Here is a 17507-nt window from a genome sequence, read left to right on the forward strand (position 1 = left end):
GTACGGTGCGGGAGTTCATCGTCGAGGCCGACGGCGGCTCCCGGGGCAACCCGGGGCCCGCGGGCTACGGCGCGGTCGTCATCGACGCGGAGTCCGGGGAGACCCTGGCCGAGGCCGCGGAGTACATCGGCGTCGCGACGAACAACGTCGCCGAGTACAAAGGCCTGGTCGCCGGCCTCAAGGCGGCCCACGCGCTGGATCCGACGGCGAGCGTGCACGTCCGCATGGACTCCAAGCTCGTCGTCGAGCAGATGTCGGGCCGCTGGAAGATCAAGCACCCCGACATGAAGCCCCTCGCCGCCGAGGCGGCCCGGGTCCTGCCCGGGTCCCAGGTGACGTACGAGTGGATCCCGCGCGAGAAGAACAAGCACGCGGACCGGCTCGCCAACGAGGCCATGGACGCGGGCAAGCGCGGCGAGCAGTGGTCGCCGTCGGCGTCCACCGCCGAGCTGGACCGGCCCGCGCGCACGGCGGGCACCGGTGCGCCCGCCGGGCCGCCCGGGGACGCGGCCGCGGGCGCGGCGAAGGCTCGGGCCGCGCTGGCCGGGGCGTCCGCGGGGCGCGGCGCGGAGGCCGGGGGCGGTGGGTTCACCGCCGGTTCCCTCGGCGACGCGACCGCGGGGGCGCAGGGTTCATCGGGTGTGGCCCAGGCGGCCGACGTGCGGGCCGCGTGGTCCGTGGCGGCCGGGGTCGGCGAGGGCGCTGCCGCGAGCGGGAACGGTGCGGTCGCCGCGGCCGACGTGCCCGGTACGGCGGTGCCGCCCGTCGGCTGGGGCGCCGCCGCCGACCTGGGCGCGCCCGCCACCTTCGTACTCCTCCGGCACGGCGAGACCCCCCTCACGCCCCAGAAGCGCTTCTCCGGCAGCGGCGGGAGCAACCCCTCCCTCTCCGACGTCGGCCGGGAGCAGGCCGTCCGCGTCGCCGCGGCGCTGGCCGCGCGCGGCACCGTCCAGGCCGTCGTCTCCTCACCGCTCCTGCGCTGCCAGGAGACCGCCCGCACCGTCGCCGCCCGGCTCGGCCTCGACGTCCACCTCGAAGAGGGGCTGCGCGAGACGGACTTCGGCGACTGGGAAGGTCTCACCTTCGCGGAGGTGCGCGAGCGGCAGCCCGACGAGCTGACCGCGTGGCTGGCCTCGCCCGACGTCGCGCCGCCCGGCGGCGAGTCGTTCGCCGAGGTCACGACCCGCGTCGAGGCCGCCCGCGAGCGCCTCGTCGCCGCCTACGCGGGCCGCACCGTGCTGCTCGTCACGCACGTCACCCCCATCAAGACCCTCGTCCGGCTCGCCCTCGGCGCGCCGCCCGAGTCCCTGTTCCGGATGGAACTGTCGGCGGCTTCGCTGTCGGCGGTGGCGTACTACGCGGACGGCAACGCGAGCCTGCGGCTGCTGAACGACACGGCGCATTTGCGCTGAGGCAGGGGGAGGGGCGGTGGTGCCGGTGGGGTCCGGCCCTCGCCCCTCTTTACGTCGCGGGGTCGGCCTTTACGCTGCGGGGTCGGTCGTCCCCTGCCCCCCGCCCCTCACATGGCGGGCCTCAGCGCAGGGACGCCGCCTCGCGGGCCAGGGACTCCACCCGCGACCAGTCCTTCGCCGCGATCGCGTCCGCCGGGAGCATCCAACTGCCGCCCACGCAGCCCACGTTCCGCAGGGCGAGGTAGGCGGGGGCGGACGCCGCCGAGATGCCGCCCGTCGGGCAGAAGCGGGCCTGGGGGAGCGGGCCCCCGAGCGACTTCAGATACGGCGTGCCGCCCGCCGCCTCCGCCGGGAAGAACTTCATCTCCTCCACGCCGCGCTCCAGCAGCGCCACGACCTCCGACGTCGTCGAGACGCCCGGCAGGAACGGCAGGCCCGACGCCGCCATCGCGTCGAGCAGCTTCGGCGTCCAGCCCGGGCTCACCAGGAAGCGGGCGCCCGCGTCGGCCGCGGCGGTGACGTTCTCCGGGGAGACGACCGTCCCGGCGCCGACGACCGCGTCCGGGACGTCGGCCGCGATGGCTCGGATGGCGTCCAGGGCGACGGGTGTCCGCAGGGTCACCTCGATCGCCGGGAGGCCGCCCGCGACCAGGGCTCGCGCCAGGGGGAGCGCGTCCGCGGGGTCGTCGATGACGACTACGGGGATGACCGGGGCTAGGTCCAGCACGGAGGCCTTGGCGGCGGCAGGGGGGTTCATGGGGTCATCGTGCCCCGCGGTACGCACCGTGCGCAAAGCTCGTTGCACACCCCGCAACGCCTGCCTGACTCACCCCCGCTATCGGCGCTCCGCGCCTCGTCCTCAATCGCCGGACAGGCTCTCTCCCACCCACCCGCCCCACCTATCCCCCCGACTCACAAAAGCCCGGCACCCTCGGGCCCCGAACCACCCCACCCCACAACACCACCCCACCCCACAACGTCACCTTCCCGACCCGGCCCCCTGCGCCCCTTCGGCCTGGCCTCGCAGTGCCTTCTGGCCCGCCCCGGCGAAGTTTTCAGCCTGTCCGGCGTTTGAGGACGAGGCGCGGAGCGCCGATTCGGGGGTGCCCCCGTCCCACCCGGAGGGGAGTCCCACCTCTGGGGTCCAGGGGCGCAGCCCCGGTTTCGGAGAAGGGGCGGGGTTGGGGAGCCCCCGGCAGGGCCCCCGGACCGCACCCTCAATGAATCTCCCGCACCACAACATCCAGCCCCCAAGCCCGCCCGGCCCGCGAGGGCGGCTCGGCCTCGACGACGTAGCCGAGGTCGCGGAGGGCGGAGACGAGTTCGGCGGGGCCGGTGGGGGAGATGTCCGCGGTGAGGAGGGCCCGGACGATCCGGCCCTTCGTGGCCTTGTTGAAGTGGGAGACGACGGACCGCCGCTCCACCCCGTCGACGACCTGGGCGTGCAGCACCCGCACGGTGGCGGTCCGCCCGGCCACCTCCCCCTTGGGCTTCCACGCGGAGGCGTACGCGGCGGACCGCAGGTCGAGCACGAGCCCGTCCCCGGCGACGGCGGGCAGCACGGACGCCATGGCCCCGCGCCAGTACGCCCCGAGCGCCCCGAGCCCGGGCAGCTTGACGCCCATGGAACAGCGGTAGGAGGGGATCTTGTCGGTGACGCCGACGGCCCCCCACAGGCCGGAGAAGACGAGGAGGGAGCGCGCGGCGCGCCGCTTGGCGGCGGCGTCGAGGGAGGAGAGGCCGAGGGCGTCGTAGAGGACACCGGTGTAGATCTCCCCGGCGGGCCGCGCCCCGGCGGTCCGCAGCTCGGTGTTCTTGGCGACCTCCCCCCGCAGCCCCTCACTGAGCCCGAGCACCTCACGCGCCTTGTCCTCGTCGCCCGCGCACAGCTCGACGAGCTCGTCGAGGACGGCGGCGCGCGCGTCGGCGAGCCCGGGCAGGGACAGCGACTCCGGCTTCAGGGGCGCCCCCCGTCCGGAGGGGGCCTTGCCTTCGGACGGCGGCAACAGGACGAGCACGATCGCTTCTCCGTTTTCTTTCTCGGCCGGGCACGGGCCCCGCCGACCGTCTTCGCGGCCGGGTACGGGCTCCGTCAGCCGGGTGCGTACGGGGGGTGCGGCCCCCGCGAAAGCGTACGGGGTGCCGACCCCCGGCCCCCGCCATACGCTCGGTGCATGCCCCGCCGCCATCTGCATGTGACCGGCGCAGCCGAGGCTCCGCTGCGGGCCGCGCTGCGTGACCTGCGCGCCGAACTCGACGTACCGGAGACGTTCCCGGCCGACGTGCTCGCGGAGGCCGAGCGCGCCGCGGCGGCCCCCCGCCTCCCGGACGAGGACGCGACGGGCGTCCCCTTCTTCACCGTCGACCCGCCGACGTCCGTGGACCTCGACCAGGCGATGCACCTGTCGCGGCGGCCGGGCGGCGGCTTCCGGGTGCGGTACGCGATCGCGGACGTGGCCGCGTACGTCACCCCCGAGGGGCCGCTGGACGCGGAGGCGCACCGCCGCGTCACCACCCTCTACTTCCCCGACGGGAAGGTTCCCCTGCACCCCACCCCGCTCAGCGAGGGCGCGGCCAGCCTGCTCCCGGACCAGACCTGCCCGGCCGTCCTGTGGACCCTCGACCTGGACGCGGACGGCCGCACCGAAGGCGCCGACGTGCGCCGCGCCCTGGTCCGCAGCCGCGCCAAGCTCGACTACGAGGGCGTACAGCACGCCATCGACGCGGGCACCGCCGAGGAGCCCCTCGCGCTGCTCGCCGAGGTGGGGCGGCTGCGCGAGCGACTGGAGGTCGAGCGCGGCGGCATCTCGCTGAACGTGCCCGAGCAGGAGGTCACCGAGAGGGACGGGACGTACGAACTGGGCTTCCGCGCCCCGCTGCCCGCCGACGGCTGGAACGCTCAGATCTCCCTGCTCACCGGCATGGCCGCCGCCGACCTCATGATCGCCTCGGGCGCCGGCGTCCTGCGCACCCTGCCGCTCGCCCCCGACGGCGCGGTCGCCCGCCTGCGCCACACCGCGAAGGCCCTCGGCATCGACTGGCCGCACCACGTCCCGTACGCCCGCCTCGTCCGTTCCCTCGACCCGCGCGACCCGCGCCACGCGGCGTTCCTCCAGGAGTGCACGACGCTGCTGCGCGGCGCCGGGTACACGGCGTTCAGCGGCGGCGAGGTCCCGGAGCTGACGACGCACGCCGCGGTGGCCGCCCCGTACGCGCACTGCACGGCGCCCCTGCGCCGCCTCGTCGACCGCTACGCCGCCGAGCTCTGCCTCGCCGCGTGCGCGGGCACGCCGCCGCCGGACTGGGTGCTCGCCGCCCTGCCCGAGCTGCCCCGGGAGATGGCCGAGGGCACGCGGCGCGCCAACGCCGTGGAGCGCGGCTGCGTGGACATCGTCGAGGCGGCGCTCCTGAAGGACCGGGTGGGCGAGGTGTTCGACGGGGTGGTGGTCGAGGTGAAGGAGCGTGAACCGGCGGTGGGAACCGTGCAGTTGGCGGAGCCCGCGGTCGTCGCCCGGATCGAGGCGGGGCCGGGCGGCGCGGGTGCGCTGCCGCTGGGGGAGCGGCTGCGGGTGCGGCTCACACAGGCCGATCCGGGGCGGGCGAAGGTGCTGTTCGCTCCGGCGTGAGGGGACTCGGCACGTCGTCGGCGGCGGGCCGCGTGAGCGCGTCGACCAGGGCGCGCGGGTCGTCGGCGTGCAGCCGCACCACGCGGGCCGTCGCGGGCAGCCCCAGCGGGCGTACGAAGGCGACGGGCCGGGCGAGTTCGACGGTGACGGTGGTCTGGTTGCCGACGGCGACGTCGAGGGTGCCGTCCTCGTGGAGCTGGACGGTGCGCCCCTCGGGGTAGCGCCGCTCCACCCGTACCCGCAGGATGTCGGCGGCCGCGATCCGCAGATCGAGGAACTGTCCGTACCGCACCCGCAGCGACCCGTCCCCGCCCGCCACATGAGGCCGCGTCACGCAGGCCGCGTGCAGCGCGAGGATCTGCAGGACCGTGTAGAGGTCCACGAAGAGCAGCGCCGAGTGCACCAGCGGCCACGGCACGATCAGCGCGAGGACGACGGTCTCCACGACAGCCACGAACGCGAAGCCGAACAGCATCGCGGTCTGCGGCCCGGTGTACGCGGCCGGGCGCGTCCCCGCCCCGAGCCCGTGCCGCCGCCGCGCCACCCACAGCGCGAGGCTGTGGAACCCCCGCAGCTCGTGCACGGCGAGCCGCCGCACGACCCGGACCAGGCGCTTCACGGCGTCCACCCCGTCCGGTCGCCGAGGTGCCTCAGCATCGCGCGCACGGCGGCGGCCTGGGCGGGGGCGAAGTCGTCGAGGAAGGCCTCGCCGAAGGCGCCGCCGTGCCGGGGCCGCCCCGCACCCTCCTCCGCCTCCCCGTGCCCCTCGGTGAGGGCGGCGAGGAAGTCCTCCGGGACGACGGCCGCGAGATCCCGGCCGAGCGGCTCGATGCGGGGGTCGTCCCGCGGGGCGTCGGCGAGTTCGTCGATGCGGGCGTACAACGCGCGTACGCGGGCGGCGAGTTCGGTGTCGTCGGCGAGCCGGTGCAGCGCACCGTAGAGGCGGTCGCGTACGCCCGGGTCGAGGGTGGCGTCGAAGAGGGCCAGGTGTTCGAGGTCCTTGGCGGCGGTGGGCGACCCGCCAGCGGCGGCGGGCCCGAACCGCCCGAACAGCTCCGCGAGCCCCGCCGAGACCGGCCCCTCCCCGGTGAGCAGCCCCTCCTCGGCCATCCGCAGCAGCTCGGCGAGCCGGGCCCGCCGCGCCTTGATGTCCGCCTCCTGCCGGGCCAGGTCGTCGTCCAGCTCGGCGAGCACCTCGGTGAGCTCGCGCCCCGCGTCGTCCGCGAGCACGTCCCGCACCTCGTCGAGGCCGAGCCCCAGCTCGGTGAGCCGTTTGACGCGGGCGAGGACGATGGCCTCGCGGAGCCCGTAGTCCCGGTACCCGTTGGGCCGCCGCGTGGGCTCCGGCAGCAGCCCCAGGTGGTGGTAGTGCCTGATGGCGCGCGTCGTGAGCCCGACGGCGGCGGCGATCTCTCCGATTCGCATGCCCTCAGTAGAAACGTTGACGCTGCGGCAAGGTCAAGCGGACGCGGGCGGGGGCGCGAACGGACATCGGGCACGGGTATGAAAGGCGGGCGCGGCCGCGTTCAAGAGGTGAGACGAGGCTGACCGCACCGCCGGAGCGCGGGCATGCTGCAGCCGAGAAGCGCACGCCGAGAAGCGCACGCCGAGAAGCACACGCCGAGAAGCACACGCGGAACCGGAACCGTACTGCCGTGGGCGCACACCCAGGCACGGAAGAGGGTGGGCCCCATGGAGAACCGCACCGACCCGCCGCACGGCACCTCGCCCGGCGAGCGCGCCCTGTGGACCCGGGCGCCCCTGGGCGGCGGCGCGTCCCTCGACCTCCTGACCGCCCGCTTCGACCGGCACCGCTACGCCCCGCACGCCCACGAGGAGTTCACCGTGGGCGTCTGCGTGGGCGGCACCGAGATCATCGACTACCGGGGCGGCCGCCTCGACATAGGCCCCGGCTCCATCGTGATCCTCGCCCCCGGCGAACCGCACACCGGCCGCCCCGCCACCGGCGACGGCTACGCGTACCGCTCGATGTACCCCTCCCCGGACCTGTTCGCCGACGGCGCCCGCACCCCGCCGCACTTCCGCGACGCGGTCCTGGACGACCCCCGCCTCGCGGCGGCGCTGCGGGCCGCCCACACCGGCCTGAGCGCGGCCGCCCGGGCGCCCGGCCCGCAGGACCGGCTGGCCGTGCTCACCGCGGAGAGCCGCCTGACCGGCCTGTTCACCGCCCTGGCCGACCGCTACGGCAGCGCCCGCCCGGCCTCCGACCCGGCCGCCCCCGTCCCCGGCGCAACCACCATCGCCCTGGCCGTCCGCGACCGCCTCGCCGACGACGTCCTCACACCCCCCACCCTCGCCCAACTGGCCGCGGAACTGGGCCTGTCCCGCTACCAACTGCTCCGCGCCTTCCGTACGACGATGGGGATGCCCCCGTACGCCTGGCTGGCGCAGCACCGCGTCACCCGGGCCCGCGCGCTCCTGGAGAGCGGCCTGCGCCCGGCGGCGGTGGCGGGCCGGGTGGGCTTCGCCGACCAGGCGCATCTGACGCGCTGGTTCCGGCGCGTGGTCGGGGTGACCCCGGCGGCGTACCGCAACAGCGTGCGGGCGGGAGAGCGCCCGTGCGAGGCCGACCGCGAGTAACCGGCACCGGAGGCCGCAACAACGTTCAAGACACGGCCCTCCCCCCTGTCCGAAACTCCCCCCATGACCGCACGAGGCTGGCTTCTCTTCTCCGTCATGGGCGTCCTGTGGGGCATCCCGTACCTCATGATCAAAGTGGCGGTGGACAGCGATCTGACACCGTCGATGGTGGTGTTCACGCGCTGCGCGCTGGGCGCCGCGCTGCTGCTCCCCTTCGCGATACGCCAGGGCGGCATGCCCGCCGTGCTGCGCACCCACTGGCGCCCGATGCTGGCCTTCGCCTGCGTGGAGATCCTCGGCCCCTGGTGGACCCTGACGGACGCGGAGCGCCACCTGTCCAGCTCCACGGCGGGCCTCCTGATCGCCGCGGTCCCGATCATCGGGGCGCTCCTGGCCCGCTTCTTCGGCGACACCGAACGCCTCGGCCCGCGCCGGGTGACGGGACTGGCGCTCGGCTTCGCCGGGGTCGCGGTGCTCACCGTCCCGCACCTGGCGGGAGGCGACGCCTGGTCCCTGACGGAGGTCCTGCTCACGGCGCTCGGCTACGCCATCGCCCCCCTGATCGTGGCCCGCCACCTCAAGGACGTACCGACCCTCCAGCTCATCGCGCCCTGCCTGACCCTGGCGGCCCTGGTCTACGCCCCCGCGGCCGCGGTGACCTGGCCCGACACGCTCCCGGACGGCCGGACCCTGGCGGCGCTCGCGGGCCTGGGCGTCATCTGCACGGCCCTCGCCTTCATCGTCTTCCTCGAACTGATCCGCGAGGCGGGTCCGACGCGGGCGGTGGTCTTCACCTACATCAACCCCGCCGTCGCCGCCGCCGCGGGCTTCGCCTTCCTCTCCGAATCCCTCACCGCGACCTTCGCCGCCGCCTTCACCCTGATCCTCGCCGGTTCCTTCCTGGCCACGGCCGCCACCGGCACCCGGCCCGCACCCCGGCGGGTACCATGGTCGACACGGCAGACGAGCCGGGCGGACGGCCGCGTGAAGACCCCTTCGGGGGCCCTTCCCGAGGAACGTCCGGGCTCCACAGGGCAAGGTGGTGGCTAACGGCCACCCGGGGTGACCCGCGGGACAGTGCCACAGAGAACAGACCGCCCGGCGCTTCGGCGCCGGGTAAGGGTGAAACGGTGGTGTAAGAGACCACCAGCGCCTGAGGTGACTCAGGCGGCTAGGTAAACCCCACCTGGAGCAAGGTCAAAAGGAGCCGCCGTGAAAAGCGGCTCTGCGCGGACGTTCGAGGGCTGCCCGCCCGAGTCCGCGGGTAGACCGCACGAGGCCGGCAGCAATGCCGACCCTAGATGGATGGCCGTCTCCCCGGCCGCCGCGAGGCGCCCGGGCGACAGAACCCGGCGTACAGCCCGACTCGTCTGCCGCTCTCCGTCTTCGCAGGTCAGGGCGCATGCTTTCCGACGCATGCGTGCTCGTGCCCTTTCCCGCGAGTCCTGTGAAGGGTCGCTTCACTGCCCGGCAGGCGCTGGCGCTACAGGCGCAGCAGCCCGTGCGCAGGGCGCGGCGTTGCTCCGTGAGGGTCTCGGTCAGCTGGGTGACGGCTTCGTCGCATGACGTCGGCTCACTGCCGACGGCGCGTGGCGCGATCGTCGGAGGACCGCGGGGCGCGCCGGTCGGGGTCGGCCGGTTGCCCGGTGGCCAGGATCTCGAAGAGGGCGCGGGCCTCGGGCGAAAGGGGGCGTGCCTTGAGGGAGTCGTACCGCTTCACCCGCTCACCGGGCTCCCGGTCGGCACCCTTGGTGTCGCCGTCGTGCCGGGCGACAGCACGGTCGTACTCGGGTCCGAAGCGCCGCTTCAGGCCGCCGCGTCCACCACCGCCCCGGGCTCGCCCTCGCCGGACGAGGAAGAGGGCGGCGGCCGCGACGACGAGCACGGCGACGACTACGGCGATGATCATGGCCGGGCCTCCAGATCGCGGGGAGTGCTCCTGGCTTCCGCGGGGTCCGGGCGAGTCAACTCCCGGCGGCATCCCTTGTCAACGAACCCTTGGGGCGGGCGGGTTGGGGGAACGGGGCCGGGGTGGTCGGAGTCCCGTCGGGAACCTCGGCGTGCTCGGCCGGGGGCAGGACGTGATCCTCCCACCAGGACAGGCCCATGAGGGTGGCGAGCAGGACGAAGGGGGCCGCGGCCGGAACGATCAGCGCGTACATGCGTACCGCCTGGAGTCAGATGCGTGCGACGCGGCGGGCAGCAGATCGATGCCCGCGGGGAGCGCATCGGGCCGCGCCCGGATCACATGGCGCGGAGCGGGTGCGGGAGCGGCCACGCTCGTGACGCGGCGGTTCCGGCAGCGATGCGCACGGTGCGCCCAGGGGGGCGCGAGGGCTGTTCGGCGCTCGCCTGCCGGGGGCCGGGGCGGCACGGCGCACGCTAGCCGCGGTCGCGGTCACTGACCAGACGTCAAGTACACATCTACGTAAGCGGATACAGCGGATACAGCGGATACGGCGGGCCCGCGGTGACACGGCGAGGTGTTCCAAGGCTCTGGGCAGGACCGGCGTGGGGGTGAGGCCCCGGTGTCCCGGCGGCGATGCCTCGTTCCGCTCCCGGGAGGCCCGCCGTGTTCGTGCTCCTGTTCGCCCTCCTCCACCACCGGTGACGTAGGTGCCCTGCGTGCGGCGACCACCTCCTGTGCGGCACCGCGGCCGACGACGTGGGAATCAGCGTGGGGCGGGCAGGTAGACGGTGAGGGCGCGGCTCCTCTTGTCGAGGACGAGGGTGTCGGTGGCGGGGCTGACCTCCCCGTCGCGGGAGTAGTCGCCCGCCTTGCTCACGCCGTCGATACGCAGGCGGGTGACGGTGGTTTCCCGGTAGACGCGGGAGCGGGCGAGGGTCCCGGTGAGGAAGGCCGCGACGAGGCGGGTGCGGGCGAAGGGGCGCTTCGCGTCGACGAGGCGCAGGTCGAGGAGGCCGTCGTCGAGGGTGGGGCGGTAGGTGGGGGCGAAGCCGGGCGGGTCGTAGCGGCCGTTGCCGGCGAAGAGCAGCCACAGCCGCCGGGGCCTTCCGTCGAGGGTGACGTCGACGGGGGTGCCGTCGGCGAGGACGCGCAGCAGGCCGACGGCGAGGGCGGGCCACTTGCCCAGGGCCGTCTCGCGGGCTTCGCGGGCCCGGACGAGTTCGGGGTAGACGCCGATGCTGAAGGTGTTGAGGAAGTAGGCGCAGCTGCCGTCGCCGGTGACCCGGCCGAGGTCGACGGTTCCGGCGCGGCCCGCCTCCAGGGCGTCGGCGGCCTCCTGGAGGGTCACGAGGCCGAGGTCGGCGGCGAAGTGGTTGAGGGTGCCGCCGGGGAACACCGCGAGCGGCAGCTGATGGTCGACGGCCAGCACGGCCGCCGCGTTGACCGTGCCGTCGCCCCCGACCACCCCCAGTGCGCCGCCGCGCGCCTGCACCTGTGCGGCGGCCTGCCGGAGCACGGTGTCCAGGTCCTCACCGGCATCGCAGAGCCGCACGTCCGCCTTCGGCAGCAGGGCCCTCAGCTCGACTTCGGCCGGGGCCTCGCCGCCGGCGTCGCTGTTGACGACGACGACAAGACCCTCGCCGGCGGGCAGGGCGGGAGCCGGGAGCTGCGGCCGGGCACTGTCGGCGGGCTTGTCGTGGTGCAGCGGCCACCAGCGGCAGGTGGCGGCGGCGACCCCCACGCCGAAGGCGACGTCCACGAGAACGTGGCGGGGAGCGGGCGTTCCCGCGCGGACGCGGGCGAGGGCGATGCCCGCGGCGACGGGTATGAGGGCGGCCCCCAGCCGGGGTGTCTCCAGGGCGGCGGCCGTCGCGAAGGCGGCGGCTCCGGCCGTGCGGTGGGACGACGACGCGTCGCTCGGCGGCTGCCTCAGCGGCCGACGGCTGTCGAGCACCTTGGTGGCCGCCTGGATGGCGGCGCAGGCCAGGGCCAGCGAGCCGGTGCCGCGCAGGGCGGCCCGGCGTGTGCTGCGGTTGCCGGTCAGAGCCTTCGCGGCCAGGGATGCGAGCTTCGTGCGGGCGACGGGAGGCGATTCGTGGGTTCGCATGGCGGCCGGGTACCCCTGCCGGGGGTGAACAGGCTGCTGCGAGGAGGTGCGTCATGCCTTTTCGCGGGGGCACCCGGGGGCGCAGCTCCACGCACACCCCGGCGGGCCCCGGGCTCCTCAACCGCAATGGGTGAGGGGCCCGCGCTGCCGTGCGTCAGGCGTTGATGTCTGTCGCGTCGCATCGACGGCTGTCGCGTCAGGCATTGATACGGGTCTCGGGCACTTGTTCCCGGTTCGACCGTCCGGTCCGCTTCAGGGGCCGGGCGACCCCACAATGACGTTCACCGGCGTGAACTACCGCCGTGTGGAGTCGTCGTGGAGTCAGCTCACCCCCCGAGGAGCGCCGTGCGCGAGCTTGTCTATCTGTCGGACCGGAAGTTGCGGCAGTTCATGCCGGAGAGGCCTCGGCGGCTGGTCCGGGGCGGGTGGCAGCTGACGACTCCGGTGGGCGGGGTGGGGGTCGAGCAGGAGGTGCCGGACGCCGAGCGGGAGCGCGGGGAGCGGCTGCGGCGGATCGTGCGGCATGTGTCGGCCGCGGCGGGGTGGTTCGCGGAGCCGGGGCTCCGGGCCGGGAGCTGGGTGCAGTTCGAGGCGCCGCTGAACTTCCGCGTGCTGCGGGACGTGGCTCCGGGGATGGTGCTGTTCGTCGATCCGCCGGAGGGTGTGGACGGGTACGGGACCGGGGGCGAGGTGCGGCTGCTCCTGCACGGGTCCGTGGAGCATCTGGCGGGCGGCCGCGTGCCCGTCGTCGCCGAGCCGCCCGCCCTGTCGGAGGAGGTGCACCACGAGGGCGGCTCGTGGGGAAGCAGCGCCGGCGGCGACTGGGTCGAGCTCGTCACCACCCACGCCTCCGCGCTCCTCGGCTCCCTCACCGACCGGCCCGACGCCATCAGCGAGGACCAGGCCCACGAGCCCGTCAGCCCGGTGACCCTCGTCGAGGGCACCCGGCAGCTCCTGGCCGCCCTGGACCGGCAGTTGCCGGTGGAGACGGCCGCCTGGATGCGCGGCTACGCCCGCGTCACCGCCGCGCTGGGCAGCGGCGCCGTGCGGTACGTCGTCGCGACTCCCTTGTACGTGGAGTACGTGGAGTACGTGGAGCACGTGGAGTACGTGGCCGAGTAGCGCGTGGCGTACCGACAAGAAGGCGGGGCCCTCAGATCAGCGGCGGGCGCCCGAGCCGCGTCATCCGCCACACCGTCGCCCACCGCATCGGCTTCCGCTCGCCCCCCGACGTGCGGCAGCCCTCGACGAAGCCGCCCGCCCAGGCCTTCAGGCCGCCGAGGGACCTGGTCCGGGCCACCGTGAGGAGGGTCCAGACGGTCAGGTAGAGGGGGATGAGGGGGAGGGGGAGACGGCGGCGGGCCAGCCAGACGCGGTTGCGTGCCGTCATGCGGTGGTAGACGGCGTGCCGGGCGGGGGACGTCTTCGGGTGCTGGAGCAGCAGCGAGGGTTCGTAAAGGACCTTCCAGTCCGCGTCGAGCGCGCGCCAGGCCAGGTCCGTCTCCTCGTGCGTGAAGAAGAAGTCCGCGGGCCAGTCGCCGGTCTGCGCCAGCATCTCCATGGAGAAGGCGTGCGCGCCGCCGAGGAAGGACGTGACGAGGCCGCCGCGCATCGGGTCCTTGGCGCGCAGCCGCGGCACATGGCGGCGCTGCGTCTCGCCGTGCTCGTCGGCGATGCGGAAGCCGACGATGCCGAGCCGCGGGTCCTCGGCGAACAGGCGGCGGACCGTGCGGAAGACGTCCGGGTCGACGAGCAGGCCGTCGTCGTCCAGCTCGACGGCCACGTCCACGTCGCCGAACTCGCGCAGCCGGCGCAGGGCGACGTTGCGGCCGCCGGGGCAGCCCAGGTTCTCGTCGAGCTCGATCGTCGTGACCTCGCCGGGGTAGGCGGGGAAGTCCGGCAGCGGGGTGCCGTTGCCGACGATGACCAGGCGGGTCGGCGCGACGTCCTGCTTGGCCACGGCCGCCAGGAGGGCGTCGACGTCCTTAGGGCGGTTGCCCATGGTCACGATGGCCACACCCAGGCGCGGTTCGGACAAGGCGGGCCTCCAGGGCGGGTCGGGCCGGGGCGCGCGGGGTCGGTCCCGGGGGCTGCCGCGCGGCCGGTGTGGCGGCGCGGTCATATGGTCTGACGTTCGCGATGGTAGCCGTTCACTGATGTGTTTCATCCGGGACGTGGGTCGTTCATGTCGGGTGAGGCGGCCGGGTTCACCCCGGTGGCGTCGCACGGCATGGCCAGATTTGGCTGTGACATGTCAAAAATCATGAGGATGTGTCTTGTTCTCTCAAGGGCCCTGTGTCTCAATGACCCCAACCCACATCGCTGACTGTCCGTCAGTAGCCGACCGTCGCTAGAGGCGGGCGCGTCGCTCCTCGGGCAAGCGGGCAGCGGGACACCGGCGGCCGTCGGCGATGCGGGGGACCCCACACTCCCCCCATTGAAGGCAGGCCCCCCATGAGGCATGGCAGATTGGCCCTCGGCTCGGCCCTCGGTGCCGGTGCGCTCGCCGTGAGCGCCCTGGTCCTCGCGCCGACCGCGGGCGCGGTGGAGCCGCAGGAGGCGACCATAGGCTTCGACTGCGGTTCGTTCGGCTCGGGCTCGGCGACGCTCAAGGCGACGCAGAACGGCACCGCGGCCACCATCGACGTGTCGACGTCGGCGATCACCGCGCCGATCGACGTCGGCGCGGGCGCGGTCAACTCCACGCTCACGCTCACCAAGAACGGCTCCGGCACCACGACGTTCAGCGGCAACTCCAACCCGGCGATCCCCGCGGGCAGCCCCGTCTCCACCGGCCCGCTCGGCGGCACCGTCGCCGCGGGCGACAGCCTGGAGGCCACCTCCCTGAAGATCGTCGTCTTCGGCATCACGGTGACCTGCAACGCCACCTCGGCGCAGGCGCCGGGACCGTTCAAGTTCTGATCAAGTCCCCGGCCCGGGTTCCGGGCCCGCACGTACGGTGTCGAGGGTGTCGCGGTCCGGACGGCGGACCGCGACACCCTTCCGCGTACGAGACCGCCCACCGCGCCCCCCGCGCCGGACGAAAACGCGTTGCCGCCCCCACCCGCGCCCCTTACCGTGCCGATCATGCTGCCCCCCGTGGACACCGACCAGGACTGGGACGCCGTCGTCCCCGACGAAGCCGTCATGCGGCCCGCCGCCGAGGACCTCAGCGCCCGGCTCGGCCTCGCGGGCGCGCCCCTCACGCGCTACGGCGAGGGCTCGCAGCCCGTGTACGCGGTGGGGGAGCGGCACGTCCTCAAGCTCTTCCCCGGCTCCGCGGCGGACGACGGCGCCACCGAGGCGCGGGTCCTCGGCCACGTACAAGGACAACTGCCCGTGCCCACGCCGGAGTTGCACGACTTCGGGGCGTACGTCAACGGCTGGAGCTATGTCCTGATGTCCCGGCTGCCCGGCGAGGGCCTGCACCTCGCGTGGCCCCGGATGCCGGCGGCCGACCGGGACCGGGTCGTGGCCCGGGCGGGCGAGGCCCTCGCCGCGCTGCACACGCTCGGGCACGCGCCGCTCGCCGACGTCCTCGGGCCCGGCGACTGGCGGGAGTTCACCGCCCGGCAGCGCGCGGGCGCCGTCGACCGGCAGCGCGAGCGCGGGCTCCCGGAGAGCTGGGCCGAGCAGATCCCCGGCTTCCTGGACGCCGTCCCGCTGCCCGCCGCGCCCCGACCCGCCCTGCTGCACACGGAGTTCATGCGCCAGCACCTGCTGGTGGACCCGGGCGACGGCCACCGCCTCACCGGCCTCTTCGACTTCGAGCCCGCGATGATCGGCGACCCTGCCTACGACTTCGTGGGCGTCGGCCTCTTCGTCACGCGCGCGGAGCCCCGGCTGCTCACCCGGTTCATGGCCGCGTACGGCCGCACCTTCGAGCCGCGGCTGCTCCTCGCCTACACGCTGCTGCACGTGTACAGCAATCTGCCCTGGTACCTGCGCGAACTGCCCGCGCCGCCCGAATCGACGCTCGACGCGCTGGCCGAGGCGTGGTTCGGGCACTGACCCGGCGCGCGCCCGCTCAGTCCGTGGCCACCGGCACCAGCGTGAGGTAGGCGAAGCCCAGGAGTCGGCGGTAGCCGCGCAGGAAGGTGGCGCGGTGGCGGTCGTTGCGCTCGCGCAGCTCCGCGGCCCGCGGGTGGTCCGGGTGCGAGGCCAGCCACTCCTCGGTGTCGGCGAGATACGCGGACTCGAACTCCTCCCACTCCTCCTCGCCCGCCGTCTCCACCCACAGCGGCCGGAAACCGGCGGCGACCGCCGCGTCGGCCAGGCCGCCCAGGTCGAGGTGCTCGTCGGCGCGGGCGTCCGGCCACAGCGCGGCCAGGTCGGCGGCCGTGGGCGTGCGCTGCCAGAAGCCCTCGCCGAGTACGACGCGTCCGCCCGGCGCGACCAGGAGGCGCAGCGCGCGCAGGGCGTCGGCGGAGTACGGGGGCGGGGCGTCGGCCGGGCACAGGGCGTGCGCCGAGCCGAAGCACAGGACGACGTCGGCGGGGCCGCGCGCGGTGTCCGTGGCCGACTCGGCGAGGAACTCGGCCCGCGCGCCGAGCCCGCGTGCGCGTGCGGACGCGCGGCCCCGCTCCAGGTCCTCCTCGTTGAGGTCCACGCCGATGCCCGTGGACCCGGGGGCCGCCTCCAGGACACGCAGCAGCGTCTCGCCCCAGCCGCAGCCGAGGTCGAGGACGGTACCGCCGCCGGCACGCACGAGGGGCTCGGCGGCGCGCTGGACGATGCGGTCGGCGCGCGCCTGCGACAGGGGGCCGTGGAAGGTGAGGCGGGTGAGGCGGGGCGGGGCGGCGTCGGGGTCGGTGACGTGGGGGCCGGTGGTGTCGGCGTGCGGGGCGGTACTGGTGGTGGTGGCGTTCGCGGCGGTGTCGGTGGTGCCTGTGTTCGTGCTGGTGCTGGTGGAGTCCATGGCGGGTGACGCTAACTCGTCAGGTGCCGGGACGCTCCTGGATTTCGGCGGTCTCGGGGCGTACGGCCTCGGCGGGGCCGGGAGCCGGAACCGGAGCGGGACCCGGGCCCGGAGCCGGAGTGTCAGCGGGCCCCGGCGACGGCGGCGGCGTGGAGCGGGCCGCGACCGCGCGCAGCCGGGCGGCGAGCGCGCCCTCCGGCTCCGGGGTGAGGGTGCGCAGGGCCACCAGCGCCGTGATGACCACGTCGCACAGCTCCGACTCCACGTCGTCCCAGGTGTGCGTGGTGCCCTTGCGCGGGTTCTGCCCGGTGGCGCCGACGACGGCCTGCGCGACCTCGCCGACCTCCTCCGACAGTTTGAGCATCCGAAGGAGCAGGGTCTCGCGGGCCGGGTGCCTGCTGTGGGACTCCAGCCAGCCGTGCAGCCGGTCGACGGTCTCCCACAGGTCGGGTGCGGTCAGGGGCGGCGCGGGCTTCGGGTCGGACATGGGGTGCAGCCTGCCACGGCCGCGGGGGCGGGCGTGCCCGGGTGGCGGGGCGGCGGGCCCGGTGCGAGCGTGGGCGCATGAGCATTCAGACAAACCGGCTCAGCGACCCCACGGTCCGGGCCTTCGTCACCGCGGTGAACGCCAACGACCAGGCCGCCTTCCAGGCCGTGCTCACACCGGACGCGACGATGTCCGACGACGGCTCCGACCGGGACATCGCCGACTGGACCGAGCGCGAGATCTTCTCCTCCAACGGCCACATGGACGTTGAGTCGGAGTCGGACGGCGGGCGCACGCTCCTGGTCAGCTACCGCAACGACACCTGGGGCGAGATGCGCACGAAGTGGCGGTTCACGGTGGACGGCGACAAGGTGTCCCGGTTCGAGACGGGCCAGGCCTGACACCGGTCCGCCGTACGACCGTCACGTCGGGGCGCGCCCCCGGCCC

At 74.7% G+C, this 17507-nt stretch carries 17 protein-coding genes, 1 other RNA gene and 1 pseudogene; 9 read left to right on the forward strand and 10 right to left on the reverse strand.

Annotation, left to right across the window (positions count from 1 at the left end; translation table 11 throughout):
• Positions 1-5: 5 nt before the first annotated feature.
• The gene (locus ACZ6AA_RS32625; RefSeq protein WP_471462043.1) at positions 6-1412 is read left to right on the forward strand and encodes a bifunctional RNase H/acid phosphatase; all 1407 of its coding nucleotides are present in this window, start codon (positions 6-8) and stop codon (positions 1410-1412) included.
• 121 nt (positions 1413-1533) lie between these two features.
• Here ACZ6AA_RS32625 and eda read toward each other — a convergent pair whose 3' ends face one another.
• Together eda and yaaA are read right to left on the reverse strand one after the other, a co-directional pair.
• Complete coding sequence (gene eda, locus ACZ6AA_RS32630; protein ID WP_468449425.1) at positions 1534-2169, reverse strand: bifunctional 4-hydroxy-2-oxoglutarate aldolase/2-dehydro-3-deoxy-phosphogluconate aldolase; 636 nt, start codon at positions 2167-2169, stop codon at positions 1534-1536.
• 460 nt (positions 2170-2629) lie between these two features.
• Positions 2630-3430: a peroxide stress protein YaaA gene (gene yaaA / locus ACZ6AA_RS32635; RefSeq protein WP_471462047.1), complete on the reverse strand. Its 801-nt coding sequence runs from the start codon at positions 3428-3430 to the stop codon at positions 2630-2632.
• A gap of 156 nt (positions 3431-3586) precedes the next feature.
• Here yaaA and ACZ6AA_RS32640 point away from each other — a divergent pair, with 156 nt between their 5' ends.
• Positions 3587-5038: an RNB domain-containing ribonuclease gene (locus ACZ6AA_RS32640; protein ID WP_468449423.1), complete on the forward strand. Its 1452-nt coding sequence runs from the start codon at positions 3587-3589 to the stop codon at positions 5036-5038.
• Here the strand turns inward: ACZ6AA_RS32640 and ACZ6AA_RS32645 are convergent.
• Together ACZ6AA_RS32645 and ACZ6AA_RS32650 are read right to left on the reverse strand one after the other, a co-directional pair.
• Positions 4989-5657 carry a hypothetical protein gene (locus ACZ6AA_RS32645; RefSeq protein WP_471462051.1) on the reverse strand — a complete coding sequence of 223 codons (669 nt, stop codon included), beginning with the start codon at positions 5655-5657 and terminating at the stop codon, positions 4989-4991. The genes ACZ6AA_RS32640 and ACZ6AA_RS32645 overlap by 50 nt on opposite strands.
• Positions 5654-6463, reverse strand: a complete 810-nt coding sequence (locus tag ACZ6AA_RS32650; protein WP_471462053.1) for a MerR family DNA-binding transcriptional regulator — start codon at positions 6461-6463, stop codon at positions 5654-5656. The genes ACZ6AA_RS32645 and ACZ6AA_RS32650 overlap by 4 nt, the downstream gene beginning before the upstream one ends.
• A 267-nt stretch (positions 6464-6730) precedes the next feature.
• On the opposite strand from ACZ6AA_RS32650, the gene ACZ6AA_RS32655 reads away from it, so the two are divergent.
• From ACZ6AA_RS32655 to rnpB, 3 genes and pseudogenes are all read left to right on the forward strand, one after another.
• Positions 6731-7639 carry an AraC family ligand binding domain-containing protein gene (locus ACZ6AA_RS32655; protein WP_471462055.1) on the forward strand — a complete coding sequence of 303 codons (909 nt, stop codon included), beginning with the start codon at positions 6731-6733 and terminating at the stop codon, positions 7637-7639.
• Between the two features lie 63 nt (positions 7640-7702).
• Positions 7703-8533 (forward strand): annotated as a pseudogene (locus tag ACZ6AA_RS32660) (DMT family transporter); the annotation flags it as partial.
• A 70-nt stretch (positions 8534-8603) separates the two neighbouring features.
• Positions 8604-9012, forward strand: an RNA gene (rnpB, locus tag ACZ6AA_RS32665) — RNase P RNA component class A.
• 200 nt (positions 9013-9212) lie between these two features.
• On the opposite strand, the gene ACZ6AA_RS32670 is transcribed toward rnpB, so the two are convergent.
• The 3 genes from ACZ6AA_RS32670 to ACZ6AA_RS32680 all read right to left on the reverse strand — a co-directional run bounded on the left by ACZ6AA_RS32670 (position 9213) and on the right by ACZ6AA_RS32680 (position 11655).
• Positions 9213-9548: a hypothetical protein gene (locus ACZ6AA_RS32670; RefSeq protein ID WP_471462057.1), complete on the reverse strand. Its 336-nt coding sequence runs from the start codon at positions 9546-9548 to the stop codon at positions 9213-9215.
• Positions 9549-9603: 55 nt separating this feature from the next.
• A complete protein-coding gene (locus ACZ6AA_RS32675; protein ID WP_471462059.1) occupies positions 9604-9801 on the reverse strand; it encodes a hypothetical protein in 198 nt (65 codons plus the stop codon).
• Positions 9802-10311: 510 nt separating this feature from the next.
• Complete coding sequence (locus tag ACZ6AA_RS32680) at positions 10312-11655, reverse strand: diacylglycerol/lipid kinase family protein (protein ID WP_468449411.1); 1344 nt, start codon at positions 11653-11655, stop codon at positions 10312-10314.
• A 345-nt stretch (positions 11656-12000) separates the two neighbouring features.
• Between ACZ6AA_RS32680 and ACZ6AA_RS32685 the strand changes: the two genes are divergently transcribed.
• Complete coding sequence (locus tag ACZ6AA_RS32685) at positions 12001-12777, forward strand: SAVMC3_10250 family protein (RefSeq protein WP_471462061.1); 777 nt, start codon at positions 12001-12003, stop codon at positions 12775-12777.
• Positions 12778-12808: 31 nt separating this feature from the next.
• Here the strand turns inward: ACZ6AA_RS32685 and ACZ6AA_RS32690 are convergent, their stop codons facing one another.
• Complete coding sequence (locus ACZ6AA_RS32690; RefSeq protein WP_468449409.1) at positions 12809-13693, reverse strand: glycosyltransferase family 2 protein; 885 nt, start codon at positions 13691-13693, stop codon at positions 12809-12811.
• 416 nt (positions 13694-14109) lie between these two features.
• Between ACZ6AA_RS32690 and ACZ6AA_RS32695 the strand changes: the two genes are divergently transcribed.
• Together ACZ6AA_RS32695 and ACZ6AA_RS32700 are read left to right on the forward strand one after the other, a co-directional pair.
• Entirely contained in the window at positions 14110-14577 is a 468-nt protein-coding gene (locus ACZ6AA_RS32695) for a hypothetical protein (protein ID WP_468449408.1), read from the forward strand.
• 165 nt (positions 14578-14742) lie between these two features.
• The gene (locus ACZ6AA_RS32700; RefSeq protein ID WP_471462064.1) at positions 14743-15666 is read left to right on the forward strand and encodes a phosphotransferase family protein; all 924 of its coding nucleotides are present in this window, start codon (positions 14743-14745) and stop codon (positions 15664-15666) included.
• A 16-nt stretch (positions 15667-15682) separates the two neighbouring features.
• On the opposite strand, the gene ACZ6AA_RS32705 is transcribed toward ACZ6AA_RS32700, so the two are convergent.
• On the reverse strand, positions 15683-16573 hold the full coding sequence (locus ACZ6AA_RS32705; RefSeq protein ID WP_471462066.1) for an SAM-dependent methyltransferase: 891 nt from the start codon (positions 16571-16573) through the stop codon (positions 15683-15685).
• A gap of 19 nt (positions 16574-16592) precedes the next feature.
• Positions 16593-17060 carry a MazG-like family protein gene (locus ACZ6AA_RS32710; protein ID WP_471462068.1) on the reverse strand — a complete coding sequence of 156 codons (468 nt, stop codon included), beginning with the start codon at positions 17058-17060 and terminating at the stop codon, positions 16593-16595.
• A gap of 77 nt (positions 17061-17137) precedes the next feature.
• Here ACZ6AA_RS32710 and ACZ6AA_RS32715 point away from each other — a divergent pair, with 77 nt between their 5' ends.
• Positions 17138-17461 (forward strand): nuclear transport factor 2 family protein, encoded by a 324-nt coding sequence (locus tag ACZ6AA_RS32715; protein ID WP_468449404.1) that lies wholly within the window; start codon positions 17138-17140, stop codon positions 17459-17461.
• Positions 17462-17507 lie beyond the last annotated feature (46 nt).

The sequence above is a fragment of the Streptomyces sp. NPDC040610 genome, from assembly GCF_055594065.1.